The organism is Chelatococcus caeni, from assembly GCF_014196925.1.
GTDB lineage: Bacteria > Pseudomonadota > Alphaproteobacteria > Rhizobiales > Beijerinckiaceae > Chelatococcus_A > Chelatococcus_A caeni.
This window is the reverse complement of record NZ_JACIEN010000005.1, coordinates 56,797-70,792: the sequence shown is the minus strand read 5'-3', so window position 1 is coordinate 70,792 and position 13,996 is coordinate 56,797. Positions and strand designations below refer to the sequence as shown.

At 70.0% G+C, this 13,996-nt stretch carries 11 protein-coding genes; 7 read left to right on the top strand and 4 right to left on the bottom strand.

Translation table 11 applies throughout. From position 1 onward, the window contains the following. Positions 1 to 19 precede the first annotated feature (19 nt). Positions 20 to 481, top strand: a complete 462-nt coding sequence (locus tag GGR16_RS18565) for a YbhB/YbcL family Raf kinase inhibitor-like protein (protein WP_019404695.1) — start codon at positions 20 to 22, stop codon at positions 479 to 481. Between the two features lie 113 nt (positions 482 to 594). Continuing rightward, on the top strand, positions 595 to 1,365 hold the full coding sequence (locus GGR16_RS18560) for an SDR family oxidoreductase (protein ID WP_053194121.1): 771 nt from the start codon (positions 595 to 597) through the stop codon (positions 1,363 to 1,365). A gap of 94 nt (positions 1,366 to 1,459) precedes the next feature. Here the strand turns inward: GGR16_RS18560 and GGR16_RS18555 are convergent, their stop codons facing one another. From GGR16_RS18555 to GGR16_RS18540, 4 genes are all read right to left on the bottom strand, one after another. After that, positions 1,460 to 3,676, bottom strand: coding sequence for an amylo-alpha-1,6-glucosidase (locus GGR16_RS18555; protein WP_183317581.1), 2,217 nt, complete (start codon positions 3,674 to 3,676; stop codon positions 1,460 to 1,462). 47 nt (positions 3,677 to 3,723) lie between these two features. Then, positions 3,724 to 4,815, bottom strand: coding sequence for a glycosyltransferase family 4 protein (locus GGR16_RS18550; protein WP_026015580.1), 1,092 nt, complete (start codon positions 4,813 to 4,815; stop codon positions 3,724 to 3,726). Between the two features lie 278 nt (positions 4,816 to 5,093). Beyond that, positions 5,094 to 5,750, bottom strand: coding sequence for a polysaccharide biosynthesis/export family protein (locus tag GGR16_RS18545; protein ID WP_019404691.1), 657 nt, complete (start codon positions 5,748 to 5,750; stop codon positions 5,094 to 5,096). Further along, positions 5,750 to 7,186 (bottom strand): O-antigen ligase family protein, encoded by a 1,437-nt coding sequence (locus GGR16_RS18540; RefSeq protein WP_183317580.1) that lies wholly within the window; start codon positions 7,184 to 7,186, stop codon positions 5,750 to 5,752. Before GGR16_RS18540 ends, GGR16_RS18545 begins: the two co-directional genes overlap by 1 nt. Positions 7,187 to 7,349: 163 nt before the next feature. On the opposite strand from GGR16_RS18540, the gene GGR16_RS18535 reads away from it, so the two are divergent. The 5 genes from GGR16_RS18535 to GGR16_RS18515 all read left to right on the top strand — a co-directional run bounded on the left by GGR16_RS18535 (position 7,350) and on the right by GGR16_RS18515 (position 13,708). After that, complete coding sequence (locus GGR16_RS18535) at positions 7,350 to 8,777, top strand: hypothetical protein (protein WP_183317579.1); 1,428 nt, start codon at positions 7,350 to 7,352, stop codon at positions 8,775 to 8,777. Further along, positions 8,774 to 10,063, top strand: coding sequence for a lipopolysaccharide biosynthesis protein (locus GGR16_RS18530; RefSeq protein ID WP_183317578.1), 1,290 nt, complete (start codon positions 8,774 to 8,776; stop codon positions 10,061 to 10,063). Before GGR16_RS18535 ends, GGR16_RS18530 begins: the two co-directional genes overlap by 4 nt. A gap of 5 nt (positions 10,064 to 10,068) precedes the next feature. Continuing rightward, entirely contained in the window at positions 10,069 to 11,196 is a 1,128-nt protein-coding gene (locus GGR16_RS18525; RefSeq protein ID WP_183317577.1) for a glycosyltransferase family 4 protein, read from the top strand. A 198-nt stretch (positions 11,197 to 11,394) separates the two neighbouring features. Beyond that, on the top strand, positions 11,395 to 12,801 hold the full coding sequence (locus tag GGR16_RS18520) for an undecaprenyl-phosphate glucose phosphotransferase (RefSeq protein ID WP_183317576.1): 1,407 nt from the start codon (positions 11,395 to 11,397) through the stop codon (positions 12,799 to 12,801). Positions 12,802 to 12,829: 28 nt separating this feature from the next. After that, positions 12,830 to 13,708, top strand: a complete 879-nt coding sequence (locus GGR16_RS18515) for a WecB/TagA/CpsF family glycosyltransferase (protein ID WP_183317575.1) — start codon at positions 12,830 to 12,832, stop codon at positions 13,706 to 13,708. The last annotated feature ends 288 nt before the right edge of the window (positions 13,709 to 13,996 follow it).

The window sequence follows — 13,996 nt, the reverse complement described above, 5'->3', positions numbered from 1 at the left end:
ACAATTCCAGGAGGAGGCGATGGCCCTGACGCTCACGAGCCCCGCTTTCGCCGATGGCGAGAAAATCCCCCGCACCTTCGCCCGCGACGGCGAGAACCTGATGCCTCCTTTGCGCTGGACGGGCGTGCCGGAAGGCACGCGCAGCCTCGTCCTCGTGATCGAGGATCCTGACGCGCCGCGCGGCACCTTCCGCCATCTCGGCATCTACGACATTCCCTTCGACCAGAGCGGGCTGTCACAGGGGGCAGATCCGGGCGCGGGCGAGAGCTTCCGCTTCGCCCGCAACGACTTCGGCAACAAGGCCTATGACGGCCCGCAGCCGCCGCCCGGCCATGGGGTACATCACTACTACTTCCGCCTCGCGGCGATCTCCGAGCCGCGCCTCGGCATCCGCGACGAGGTCGGCGTGGCGGAAGTCTGGGAAAAGGCGACAAGGCACCTGATCGAGGAGGTGACCCTGGTCGGCACCTACGAGCGCTGAGGGACGGCGCTCCCGCGTCAATTCGGGCGCAAGAAGCGGAGTGCCCGCCGCTCCGGCGCCTGCGAGGTTGTAGCCCTTCCGGCCGCCCGGCGGTCATTTCGAAGGGTTTGCACATGGATATGCTCAAGGACAAGGTCGCCATCGTCACGGGCGCGAGCTCCGGCATCGGGCGCGCCACCGCCCTCCTCTTCGCGCGCGAAGGGGCCAGGGTCGTCGTGACCGCCCGCCGCAGGGAGGCCCTCGACGCCCTCGTGGAGGAGATCGCCGCGGCCGGCGGCGCAGCCTGCGCGGTTGATGGCGACGTGCGCGAGGAGGCGCTGCACGAGGCAGCCGTCGCGGCGGCGGTCGAGCGCTTCGGTGGCCTCGACATCGCCTTCAACAACGCCGGCGTCGTCGGAGACATGGCACCGCTCGATCAGCTTTCTCCCGACGCGTGGCGGACGATCCTCGACATCAACCTGACGGGGGCGTTCCTCGGTGCGCGCCGGCAGGTGCCGGCGATGCTGGCGCGGGGCGGGGGATCGCTCATCTTCACCTCCACCTTCGTCGGCCACACGGTCGGCATGCCGGGCATGTCCGCCTATGCGGCCAGCAAGGCGGGCATGATCGGGCTCATGAAGGTCATCGCGGCCGAATTCGGGCCCAAGGGCGTGCGCGCCAACGCCATCCTGCCGGGCGGCACCGACACCCCGGCAGCCATCACCAACGCGCCCGACGCGACGCCCGAGCTGCTCGCCTTCATCGAAGGCCTGCACGCTCTGAAGCGGATGGCGCAGCCGGAGGAGATCGCCCGCTGCGTGCTGCACCTCGCCTCGGATGCGGCGAGCTTCATGACCGGCGCGGCGGTGCTGGTCGACGGCGGTGTTTCGATCAGCCGTACCTGATGGGTCGCGACGGGCTGGTGGAGGGTGGCGCCGATACGCCCTGCCGCCATGCCCGCGCCTGTCGCGGGCATCCCGCGTCCTGGCATCCTGTCGTTCAGTTCGTCGTCAGCACGCGGACCGGGCCGGAACGACTGAGCACTTCGACGACGACCTGGGCGCGGGAGCGGCGCAGGGCGATGTCGACGACGCTGCCGGCGAGCGACAGCCGCCGCAAGGTCACGTGGTCGAGGAAATCCGGCAGCACCGGATGGTCGAAGGTGATCTTCATGCCGTCCGGATCGAAACCGAGGCCGAGGCAGGACTGGAGCAGCGACAGCGGCGTGGCCGCTGCCCAGGCCTGCGGGGCGCAGGCGACGGGATAGAAGGTCGGACCCTGGGTGCGCTGGCGCGCAAAGCCGCAGAAGAGCTCCGGCAGGCGGCGCATGTCGATGTAGGTCGACGCCTCGAACAGGCCCTGGAACAGGCGCGCGGCCTCGCCGCGATAGCCGTAGCGGGCGAAGCCGGCGGCGATCAGGGCGTTGTCGTGCGGCCAGACCGAGCCGTTGTGGTAGCTCATCGGGTTGTAGCGCGCTTCCGTATCCGCGATGGTCCGCACCCCCCAGCCGCAGTAGGAGGAGCTCCCCATCAGCGTCCGCATCACGGCCACCGCGCGCTCCGGCTCGGCGAGCCCGGTGAAGAGCACGTGCCCGGCGTTCGAGGAGCGGACGCGGCACGGGCGCTTGGCGCCGTCGAGAGCGATGACGTAGGTGCCGAGCGCCGCATCGAAGAAGGCCTCGTCGAAGCGTCGCCGCAGCGCATCGGCCCTGGCGCCGTAGACCTCGGCCTGGGCCGGCCGGCCCATGCGGCGCAGCATCGCCGCCACCGCCCGCCAGGCGCCGTAGACATAGGCCTGCACCTCCGCGAGGGCGATCGGGCCCTCAGCGATGCGCCCGTCGTCGTGGAAGACGGAATCGTGGCTGTCCTTCCAGCCCTGGTTGACGAGGCCCTCGTCGCTGCGCCGGCCGTATTCGACGAAGCCGTCGCCGTCCCTGTCGCCGTGGCTGTCGATCCAGCCGAGGGCCGCCTCGACGTGCGGCCACAGGCGCTCGATCGTGGCGAGATCGCCGGTGCGCTTCAGATAGGCGCCGGCCAGCATGACGAAGAGCGGCGTCGAGTCGATGCTGCCGTAGTAGCGGCGGAACGGCACCTCGCCGAGCTCGGCCATCTCGCCGTGGCGCACTTCGTGCAGGATCTTGCCCGGCTCGGCATCGGCGAGCGGATCGGAGGTCGTCGCCTGGTTGGCGGCCAGATAGCCGAGGACACCCCTGGCAATGGTCGGATCGAGCCACAGCGTGCAGAGCGCGGTGATGAGCGCATCGCGGCCGAAGACCGTGCTGAACCACGGAATGCCCGCGTAGGGGTAAGGGCCCTCGGGCGTGTCGGTGATGAGCATGTAGAGGTCCGAGACGCTGCGGCGCACCGCCTCGTTGAAGATGTCGTTCGACGTCGCGATGGAGGCCGCGCGCGCGGCGGACTGGCGCAGCGCGCGCCGGGCGTCGCGCAAGGCGCTGAAGAAGGCCCGCCGCGGCGGCTGGTTGGCGCCCTCGAAGCCGCAGTTGATCTCGAGGAACAAAGAGACGCTCTCGCGCGGGGGCAGGTCGAGGGTGAAAATCGCGGAGCTGCCGGAAAGCCTCGCGGGGGCGGGGTCGAAGGCCAGCGTCGTGGCACGGCGGTGCCCGTCGAGCCCGGTGTAGGACAGCACCACCCGGCTGTCGCCGATCTCGGGCGGGTGATGCGTGCCGCGCCGTTCGCGGTGCGAACCGCGCACCTCGAAAAGGTCGGCGAAATCGGCGGCGAAGGCGATCTCGATCGAAAGGCGCCGCGTCTCGGCGTCAAAGTTGCGCAGCACGAGCCGCTCGAAGCAGCCGGCATTCCACAGGAAGCGGGACCGGCGCAGATGGATGAGGTCGTGGCCGAGCACGAGCCGGCCCTTCTCGTCGAACAGGTCCGGATTGGTGAGGTCGCAGGTCAGGGTGGCGTTGTCGTCGCGCAGGGTCGAGCTGAGCAGCATCGGCCGTGCGCCGTCGATGGTGAGGTAGAGATGCGAGAGATGGCGGGTGTCGCGGTGGAAGATGCCCTCCGGGCTGCCCGGCCCGGAGAGCGCATCGCCGTTGTGGTCGAACACGGCGAAGGTGTCGCCGTGCTTCAAGGTGCGCGGCCGCCGTTCCTGCAGCGAGGCGGAGGCCGGAATGAAGAATTGCGCGATCTGCGCTGCCCCGGGCCCTGCGGGAGCCGGTGCATGCGGAACAGCTTCGGCGCCGATCGTCTGCATGTCGCAAATCCCGTTCTCGTCAGCCGATGGACCGGCGGCCGCCACCGTCAGGCGACGACCTGCAGGCTCGTCTCGCCGCCCGCCACGTAGAGGAGCGGCGAACGCGCCTTGACCCCCGGCAGCGTGCGGTAGATCTCGACGTAATCCTCGGCCATGCGCTCGACCGTGAAGCGGCGCTCGAAGGCGGCCCGCACGGCCGAGCGATGGATGAGGCCGAGCCGGCCGACGGCCGCGACCGCCTCGTCGACATTGTCGACGATGAAGCCGGACACGCCGTGCTCGATGACCTCCGGCACCGAGCCGCGGCGCATGGCGATGACCGGGGTGCCGCACGCCATTGCCTCGATCATAACGAGCCCGAAGGGCTCCGGCCAGTCGATCGGGAAGAGGAGAGCGGCAGCATTGCCGAGGAACTCGGCCTTCTCGGCGTCGCCGATCTCGCCGATGTAGGAGACGTTCGGTGCCGCCGCGACCATGGGGGCGATCTGCTCGTTCCAATAGGCCTCGTCGACCTTGTCCACCTTGGCGGCGATCTTCAGCGGCAGGCCCGTGCGCGTCGCGATCTCGATGGCGAGGTCCGGCCGCTTCTCCGGCGAGATGCGCCCGAGGAAGGCGAGATAGCCGCCTTCGGGACGGCCGTTGAACGGCAGGAGATCGCGCGGCAGGCCGTGATGCACCGTGCCGACCCAGTTGACCGGCGGCATCGGACGGCGCTGGTCGTCCGAGATCGAGACCAGCGGGATGTCGGGAAAGGCGGCGTAGAAGGGCTTCAGGTCCGGCAGGTCCAGCCGGCCGTGCAGCGTCGTCACCGTGCGGTCGGCGAAGTCGCGGATCAGCGGGAAATGCAGGATGTCGATATGGAAGTGCAGCACGTCGAAGGTGTCGGCGAGCGCGCGTACGCGATCCAGCATCGCCACGTGATAGGGAACATGGTCGCGCACGGCCGGGTTGAGCCGCAAGGCGATGTCCGAGCATCTGACGAGCTCGGCCTTGGTGCGGGTATCGCCGCTGGCGAACAGCGTCACCTCGTGCCCCTGGCGGACGAGCTCCTCCGTAAGATGGGAAACGATCCGCTCCGTGCCACCGTAGAGACGCGGCGGGCAGCTTTCGGCGAGCGGGGCGATCTGGGCGATCTTCATTGGCAGGACCTTCATCGGCAAGACCTCCTCATGCGAGCGAAGCATCGACAATGAACCGCGCAGCTTCGACGCCTGCGCAGTGGCCGTCCTTAAGGCGCGGCGGTCTGGACGCTGAAGGCCTCGATAACGGTCCGGGTCCCGAACAGCGCCGGAAGTCGAACGTTCCCGGCACGGCCGGCCGAAGGGGCCCGGACGTGCCGCAGACAGGCAGCAACCTTTCCTCCCGCCTTGCGGCAAATCGTGGGCAATGAACGCGGGGCGGACGTGATCTGGGGCCGCTAGAAATAGCGCTCGGCGACGCGCAGGTTGTCGCCCGGAAAGACGGGCACGGGCCGGGACATGTCGTGGGCCCGCTCCTCGCTCTCGCCGCGCCGGCGGATGTAGATGTGCCGCTGGTCGGCCCGGTAGGTGAAGCCGCCGGCAAGCGCCACGGCCTCGAAGGCGGAGAGACCCGGGCGGAACTTGTACTCGCCGCTGTTGCGCACCTCGCCGAGAACGAAGATCGGCCGGTAGGACAGGATCTCGACGACGATCTTGGGGTTGCGCAGGAGCCCGCTGCGGAAGCGCTTCGTCAGCGTGTCCTGCAGGTCGGCGAGGGTCTGGTCCTCTGCCGGCACCGCGCCGATGAGGGGCAGCGTGACGGCGCCGCCGCCGTCGATCTCGAACTCGCCGGAAAGAGCCTCCTCGCCGAACACCGTCACGCGGATGCGGTCGCCGATGCCGAGACGGTAGCGGTAGCTCGACGGTGTCGGCTGGTCGGGCCGGGGCGGCGGCATGGCTGTTGTGCCGGCCGTGGTTTCGGGGACGGCCGCCGCCCGCTTGCCGTTGTTCGCGACGGGGGCCGCACAGGCGGCGAGGAGGGGCACGACAAGGACGAGCGCGCAGGACACGCGGGCAAGGCGGGCGGGCGGTGCGGGGCTCGGGAGCAGAACCATCAACGGCCTCTGGAGGGTATCAGGAACGGAATGGTGCGGATTGCCGGGGCACAGCCGGCGCCGAGAAGGACGGCATAGGTCGTGGCGACGGCCGGGTTCTGCAGGCTGAAGTCGACGAGCCCGTGCGCCGCGAGCGCGACGGAGGCGGCGAAGGCCGAGGCGGCTGCGGGTTGCGGCCGGGGGGCCCTGCGGGCGATCAACAGGCAGGCAAGGGCGGTTGCCGCAAAGGCTGCGACGACGAGCACGGCCATCGGCAGCCCTGCCCCGAGGGCGAGCTCGAGATAGATCTGATGCGCCCGGTCCCAGACGCCCCAGTCCGTCATCTCGGCGCTGCGATAGGCGGGGAAGACGAGATGGAAGGTGCCGAGGCCCGTGCCCGTCAGGGGATGGTCGGCGATCGCCCTCAGCGTCGCGCCGTAGACGGCGGAGCGGTTGCCGCCGTCCAGCCCCTCCCGCAACAGCCGTTCGTAGGCCATGGGCGCGATGCCGCCTTCGGCGAGGAGGATGAGGAAGAGCACGCATAACGTCAGCGCGAGGAGAAGGAAGAGGGCGAGCAGGCGCCGCCGCAGCATGGCGAGGCCGAGCGCGACGAAGCCCAGGAGCAGGGCAGCGGTGCCGGCGCGTGAGCCGGTCAGCAGCACGCACAGGATGAGGAACCCGGCGGCCGCCGCGGCGAGCCCGGCGCGGCCGGCCAGCGCTTTGACGAAGCGCGCCGCGCGCCGCCCTCGGGCCAGCGTCGGAGTGGCCTCGGCCTGCGCGCGCGCCACGGCGCGTGACATCAGCACGAGGCCGCCGAGGCCGAGATAGGCCGCCGCGGTGTTGCGGTTGACGAAGGGGCCGGTCAGGTAGCCGAGATAGGCGTGCTTCTCCACCCACAGGATGCGTTCGAACTCCGCCGCCCATGCGACGAAGCCGTAGAGCCCGACTGCGAGTGCCGTCGCGGCGACGATGCGTGCGATGCGGTCGGGCCCGTGCGGCCGCGCGGCGATGGCGAGGCCGGCGAGAAAGGCGCCGGCATGGGTGAGGAGCTGCAGGACGCTGCCGAGCGTGGCGGTGGGCGAGCGGGACAGCCGTGCCGGGCCCATCGGCCCGGATGGCTCGGCCACCTGCGCCGCTCCCGATACCGGCAGAAGGGCCTGTACCACGCCCCAGAGGCACAGCAGGGCGAACGCCGGCACCAGGAAGCGCGCCGCCGGTGCCATGCCAGGCCGCACGGGGCCGCTGCCGGCAAGGCACAGGAGGCAGAGGCCGGTGAGAAGGGCGAGAACCGCAAACGCCGTCGGGCCCTCGGAGCCGAACATGGCCGGTGCCGCCACGAGAAGAAGCGCGAGCGCCGCCAGGCTCGCCCGCTCGCTCCACCGTCCGGTCCCGTGGCCTTCGGCGGCGCCGGCCCACCGGGACGGCGCCAGTCGCCGTTCACCGTTCGCGAATTGCAAGATGAAATCTCTAGCGAATATTTGGAATGAACGCGATTCGGATATTATGAATGTACAATTCCTGAATTCTAAATCAGTAATATAGAGCTACGATTTGCAATCGATAAGCATTCATGCTCGGCGGCCTGCGGCGCGTTGGAGCGGCGCGGCGGGGCCGGGTTCCTTGCTGTGCGTCTTCCTGGCCGCCTCGTCGCTGGCGGCCGCGCTGCCGGTGGCGGGGCATCTGGCCTTTCCGGCGCTCGGCCCTGTCATGTCTCTCGTCCTGGCGCTCTGTCTCCTGCAGGCGGGGCCGGCGATGGCGCCGCCGCTTCTCCTCTTCGTCTTCACGTTCCAGAACAGCTTCGTCGCCATCCTGCTGCCACTGCTTCCCGACGCGGAGGCATTCGACACGGTGCGCGGCTACAACTTCCTGACCGCCGCGCTGCTGTGGGCGGGCTTCGCCGCCTTTCATCTCAAGGGACGTACGGGCGATCCGCAGACCGTGAGGCGTCTGATGGCGCTCTCCTTTGCCATGATTGCCGCCGTCGCCGCCTATTGCGCCCTTGGCGCGGCCGCCGATCCGCGCGGCGCCGTCGTCTACCTGCGCAACATCGCCCTTCCGGTGATGCTGTTCCAGATCGGCCTCGTCGCCGGTGCCCGCCTTGCGGTGCCCGTCGCGCGTTTCCTGCCGGCGCTCATGCTCATGGTGCTCGCCTTCGGCTATGCCGAACTCCTCGCCTATGACGCGCTGGCGGCGCTGGTCAACGCCGACGGCTATCTCGCCCTGCGCTTCCGGCGCATGGTCGACAGCGGCTTCTGGCTGAAGGCCGTCGAGGCGAGCGGCCGCGTGCTGCGCGATGAGCGCGACATGCTGCTGGTCAACCTGTTCAACGTGCCGTGGTTCGCCGACCTCGGTCTCGTGCTGCGCCGCCTCAACGGTCCGAATTTCCACCCGATCAGCTTCTCCTATCTCCTCGGCGTGCTGTCCCTGGTCCTTCTCGCCGCCGGCCGACCCCTTTACCTCGTCGCGGCGGTGCCTCTGCTCGTCGTCATCGGGTCGAAGGGCACCGTCGCCTTCCTGCTGATGTCGCTGGCCGGCTTCTGGCTGCTGCGCCACCTGCCGCGGCTCGCGGTGCCGACGTTCCTGCTGCTGCTCATGATCTATGCCGCGGCGGCCTTCGTCGTCGGGCTGGAACAGCGCGACTACCACGTGCTCGGTCTCGTCGCCGGCTTCGAGAGCTTCACGGCCAATCCGCTCGGCCACGGCCTCGGCAGCGGCGGCAACCTCGCCGCCGACCCGGCGGTGCTCGACTGGCGACGGGCGCAGTCGCTTGGGATGGCCGGGCAGGCGGTCGAGAGCGCGCTCGGCGTGCTGCTGCACCAGATGGGGATCGGCTGCCTTGGCCTCCTGGCGGGCTATATCCTCATAGCCCGCTCCGCCTTGCGGCTCCATCGGGCGGGGGGCGAGCCGGTCCTGGCCGCCGTCGGCCTTGCCGTGCCGGCGATGCTGGTCAACGGCGCCTTCCAGGAGGAGGCGCTGTTCGCGCCCCTCGCCATGGGGGCCTTGCTGCTCATCGCAGGCCTCGCGATCGGCCGCGAGACGCCTCCGTGACGGGCAGTGCAAGGCCGGCGCGCGCCGTTCTCGCCGGGGCGGGCGGGGCCCTGGCGCTCAAGGCCGCCGGGGCCTGCGCGGCCTTCGTCATGTTCGCCGTCACGGCCCGCACATTGGATGCCGAGGCCTTCGGCCGCCTGGGCATCTGGTTCAACGCCATGTCCTTTCTGGCCGTCGTCGCGCTGTGCGGCCAGGAAACCCTGATCCTCAAGGTCTGGGCGACCGGCACCGGCGCGTGCCGCCACAGTCTCATGCGGTTCGCTCTCAGCAACACGATCGCGGCGGCGCTCGGGCTGTTCGCGGTGGCGCTGACGATTGCCCTTGCCATCGGTCATGCCCCGCGACCCAGCCTTGCCGCCGCCGGCGGCGCCTTTCTCCTGGCGCAGGCGGTGCTGCATCTCACCTCCCACGCGAGCCGCGTGGCCGTCGGCCTCCGGGCGGCGGAGGGGCACCGGGAGGTCGCATGGCGCCTTGCGGTCGCCACGGCCGCCGTCGTCTGCCTCGCCGGCGGACGGCCCCTCCTGCCGGAGGCCTTCCTCGCCCTCGCGGCCCTTTGCATGATCGGGAGCACGGCCTGGCAATGGCGCCGGCTCGCGTCCCGCCTGCGGGACCGCGCCGGCCCGGCCCCTGCCGACCGGCGCGGCTGGCGGCGGCAGATGGGCGGCATGTGGCTTGCAGCCATCCTCGATGCCGGCAACCAGTATCTCGACGTGGTGCTGATCGGGCTGCTGCTCGACCCGTCGGCGGCCGCCGGCTATTTCGCCGCCGCCCGCATCGCCGCCGTCTTCCCGATCCTCGCCGGCGGGCTTGCCAATTATGCCGCGGCCGAGATCGCCGGGCTGTTCCCGGCCGGCCAGCGGCAGCGGCTGCAGAGCCTGCTCGCCCGGCTCCAGTCGCTCGCGGCAGTCGGGGCGATCGCCGGCCTCGTGATCGTCGCTGTATGGGGCGCAGCGCTGCTCGCGATTTTCGGCGACGGCTATCGGGATTTCGCGCCGGTCCTCCACGTCCTCGCGCTGGGAGCGGCCGTTTCGCTTCTTGCCGGGCCCGCGCCGCACCTGTTGCTGCTGTGCGGGCTCGAGCGCGCCTATCCCATGGCGGGCATCGCGGCCCTCGTCCTGCGGATGGTGCTCGTCCTCGTCCTCAGCAGCACCTTCGGCGCCGTCGGCGCGGCGGCGGCGGCGGCCTTCGCGGCATCCGTCCAGGCCGTCGTCCTTAACCGCCTGTGCCGACGCCGGCTGGGCATCGACCCGTCGGTCGTCGCGCTCCTGCGGCGTGCAAACAGGTGAGCGACATGGCTGACGGCTCCCTTCGACTGCTGTTCATCCAGCCTCAGGCCGAAGGTGCCGGCGCCCAGGAACTGGCACGCCTGCTCGGCGAGAAGCTCGCGGAGCGGGGCTTCGAGGTTCATCACTGCTTTCTCTATCGGCGCACGGGCTTCTACGACGGCCTGGCGCGGGTGCATTACTGCGCCGCCGGCCGGCCGCGCGATGCCGTCGCGCTCTTCCGGCTTCTCCTCGATCTCCTGCGCCATCTGCGCAGGGTGCGGCCGCATGCGGTGGTCGCCTTCCAGCACTGGGGCAACGTGATCGCCGCACCCATCGCGCGGGTGGCCGGCGTCCGTTGTGTCCTCGCCAACCGTACCTCCGCCACCCTCGCCATGCGGCCCGCGTTGGCCGCGCTCGACACGATGCTGGGCATGTTCGGCTTCTATACACGCGTCATCGTCAATTCCGGCGAGGTCGCGCGCGAATACGACAGCTACCCTGCCGCCTATCGCCGCCGCGTCGTGCGCATCGACCACGGCTTTCAACCGCGCACCGGCCGCCTGCCGCCGGGCGAGGCGCGCCGGGCCTTGCGGGCCCGGCTCGGCCTCGGCGCGGAAGCGCCGGTCATCGGCTGCGTGGCGCGGCTGCACGCGCTCAAGAACCTCCCGGCGGCGGTGCGGCTGCTGCCGTGCGACGCCAGGCGGCACCTCGTCCTCGTCGGCCAGGGGCCGGAGCGGGAGGCGCTCGTCGCGCTTGCGCGCGAACTCGGCTGCGAGGAGCGTCTGCACCTCCTCGGCGAGCAGCCCGCCGAGGCGGTGGGCGACATCCTCGCCGGGCTCGATCTCTTCGTCTTTCCCTCGCTGGCCGAGACCTTCGGGCTCGCGGTCGTCGAGGCGGCGGCAGCCGGCGTTCCGGTCCTTGCCCATGACCTGCCGGTGCTGCGGGAGGTGCTGCAGGTCGACGGCGAGCCCTGCGCCCGGTTTGCCGATGCACGGGACGAGGCGGCCTTCGGCGCGGCTGCGACGGCGTTGCTCTGCGATGCCGAAGCCTTGGCGCGGCTGGGCGAGGCCGGCCGGGGCCTCGAAAGGCGCTACAGCGCCGACGCGATGGCCCGTGCCTACGAGCGGCTCCTCAGCGATTGCGGCGCCGGCTGACAGTGTCGTCAGAATTTGCGTCACAACCTGACAGTGCATGCATTGAACGATGCATCTATAGGACGCAGAATTCATATATGCCTGCTGTCCACAGGCTGTCCGCATCGGACGCCTGCCGGAGGAGCCGGGTTCCTCCCTCAATTGCTTGAAGCGATGTTGCACCAGCCCCGCACGGACCGCCGTCGTCCCGTCGTCGCGATGCGCGTCGACGCAGCCCTGCCGAAGCGGCGCACGATGGCCATGGATCGGCTGTTCCTCGCTATCCTGTGCGCTCTCGTCGACTTCTGGGCGCTGTACATCGCCGCGACGGCGGTCTACCGGGGCTATCACGCATGGTGGCTGGGAACGCCCTATCCGCCGGACGTGGCGCTGGTCTTCTGCGCTGCCGTGGCGGGCACGACCGCCCTCCTGATCTTCGAGCGCCGCGGCTACGAGATGCCCGGCCTGACGGGTGCCGGTCACGCGCGGATGCGGCGCCGCACCTGGCTCGGCGTGATGGTGGCCGCCATTGTCATCGCCTTCGCCACCAAGCTCGGCGGTGATCTCTCGCGGGCCGCGGCCTGCATCATCGCCCTGGTCGGCCTCGGCGTCCTGTCGTTGACCGGCCGGCTGTTCGGCGCGGTCGCCCGTTTCGCCCAGGCGTCGGGCTATCTCGCCCGCAGCCGTGTCATGCTCGTCGGCGAGCAGGGGCGCATGACGGGATTCGCCGACGCGTTCAATGCGGACGCCCTCGGCCTCGAGGTGGTCGGCCATGTCGATGCGGCGCTGTTCGACGCCGGGCCGGCCTGCCGCGCGAGCGTGCTCGACTTCGCGCGGCGGCAGGCGGTGGAAGAGGTCTTCGTCGCCCTGCCGTGGACCGACGACGAGCGCATCGCCCGCATCCTGCGTGGCCTGGCCGAGCTGCCGGTCGCCGTGCATCTCTGCCCCGACCGGATCATCGGCCGGCTTCCCGAAGCCAAGTTGCGTCTTCTCGACGGTGCCGCCTTCCTGCAGCTGGCGCGCCCGCCGCTCGACAGCAGCGAAGTCGCGGTCAAGCGCTGCTTCGACGTGGCGGTGGCGGCCGCGGTGCTCGTCATCCTGGCGCCCCTGCTCCTCATCATCGCCGTGGTCGTGCGCCTCGACAGCCCCGGCCCCGCGCTGTTCCGGCAACGCCGGCACGGGTTCAACCGGTCGAGCTTCGTCATCTACAAGTTCCGCACGATGACGGGGATGGACGACGGCCCCGTCATCCGCCAGGCCCGCCGTCACGACCCGCGCGTGACGCGTATCGGACGCTTCCTGCGCCGCACGAGCCTCGACGAACTGCCCCAGCTCTACAACGTCCTGCGCGGAGACATGTCGCTCGTCGGCCCGCGTCCCCACGCGCTCGCCCACGACGATTACTACGACGCCCTGATCCGCTCCTATGCCCGGCGGCACAATGTCAGGCCCGGCATCACCGGCTGGGCCCAGGTCAACGGCTGCCGCGGCGAGACGGATACGATCGAGAAGATGCGGAAGAGAATAGATCTCGATCTGTTCTATGCAGACAACTGGTCGTTCGGATTTGATCTGAAGATATTGCGCATGACCTTCGCGCAGATCTGGCGTCACGACGCTTATTGAACTTCCATTATGCTATCGAGAGGTTGGGATGCGACTGCCCAGCAGCCTCAGGGCGCGTCCACCGGTCGTTGCCTTCAGCGATGCTGAAGCGCTTTACGAGGCCTTTGCCGCCTGCCGCCTGCCGCGCCTGACCGTCGGCGGCCTGCCGGGGGAGCGCCTCACCCGCCGGCAATGGGCCGAACTGTTCGTGGCGATATGCCGCTGCCGTCCGCGCGGCGAGGCACCACCGCCGTTCTTCTCGTCGATCAACGGCCAGACGATCTCGCGCTATCATCGCGAGGCGGCGGTGCGCGCGCTGTTCCGCCGCTGCGGCGGGCTTGCGGTGGACGGCATGTCGGCCGTCTTCGCCTCGCGGCTCTTGAGCCGCGCCCCCTTTCCGGAACGTGTCGCGACGACGGACCTGTTCCATGACGTCGCCCGCCATGCGCAGGACGAGGGCCTGAGCTTTTTCCTTCTCGGCGGCACGGTCGAGACCTGCGCTGCCGCGGCGCGCAATGTCGCGGCCCTTTATCCCCGGCTGACCATCGTCGGCACCCATCACGGCTTTTTCGCCGAGGACGAGGAAGAGGCGGTGGCGCAGCGCATCGACGCGCTGGCGCCGGATATCGTCTGGGTATCGATGGGCGTTCCCCGCGAGCAGCTGTTCTGCGTCCGCAATCGCGACCGCTTGCGTCGGGTGGGGCTGCTCAAGACGAGCGGCGGCCTCTTCGACTTCCTCGCCGGACGCCACAGCCGGGCGCCGGTCTGGATGCAGGCCTGCGGCCTGGAATGGCTGTACCGCCTCGCGCTCGAGCCGCGGCGGCTTCTGCGCCGCTACGCGCTCACCAATCTCCACTCCGCGCTCCTGCTCATGACCCGCACCGGACGCCAGACCGGCGTGCAGGCCCCCACGTTGCGTCACCGGTGATGACATCTTATGATTGTATAACTTCTGTATTGCACTTCTAGATATGTGCCCGGCACGTGACGCACGTGGCCCCGGCCAGCGGCGGTTGTGAGGACGTTGCCATGTTGACATCTTTCTTCCGGCCGTTGCGCTGTGCAGGGCGGCGACAGGCGAGAACGCATTTTCTGGGCCCCTGCGGCGCTCTTGCTGCGGCCTCTTTGCTGGTGAGCGCGTCGATGGCGCCCTTGGCGGCGCGGGTCGATGTGCAGCCGGCACCGCGATCGCCGGCCGAGCTGCTGCGCCAGCACC

What these genes read in the sequence shown, in the direction of transcription:
- GGR16_RS18565 (WP_019404695.1), top strand. Translation starts at nt 20, where the DNA reads ATGGCCCTGACGCTCACGAGCCCCGCTTTCGCCGATGGCGAGAAAATC.
- GGR16_RS18560 (WP_053194121.1), top strand. Translation starts at nt 595, where the DNA reads ATGGATATGCTCAAGGACAAGGTCGCCATCGTCACGGGCGCGAGCTCC.
- GGR16_RS18555 (WP_183317581.1), bottom strand. Translation starts at nt 3,676, where the DNA reads ATGCAGACGATCGGCGCCGAAGCTGTTCCGCATGCACCGGCTCCCGCA.
- GGR16_RS18550 (WP_026015580.1), bottom strand. Translation starts at nt 4,815, where the DNA reads ATGAAGATCGCCCAGATCGCCCCGCTCGCCGAAAGCTGCCCGCCGCGT.
- GGR16_RS18545 (WP_019404691.1), bottom strand. Translation starts at nt 5,750, where the DNA reads ATGGTTCTGCTCCCGAGCCCCGCACCGCCCGCCCGCCTTGCCCGCGTG.
- GGR16_RS18525 (WP_183317577.1), top strand. Translation starts at nt 10,069, where the DNA reads ATGGCTGACGGCTCCCTTCGACTGCTGTTCATCCAGCCTCAGGCCGAA.
- GGR16_RS18520 (WP_183317576.1), top strand. Translation starts at nt 11,395, where the DNA reads ATGCGCGTCGACGCAGCCCTGCCGAAGCGGCGCACGATGGCCATGGAT.
- GGR16_RS18515 (WP_183317575.1), top strand. Translation starts at nt 12,830, where the DNA reads ATGCGACTGCCCAGCAGCCTCAGGGCGCGTCCACCGGTCGTTGCCTTC.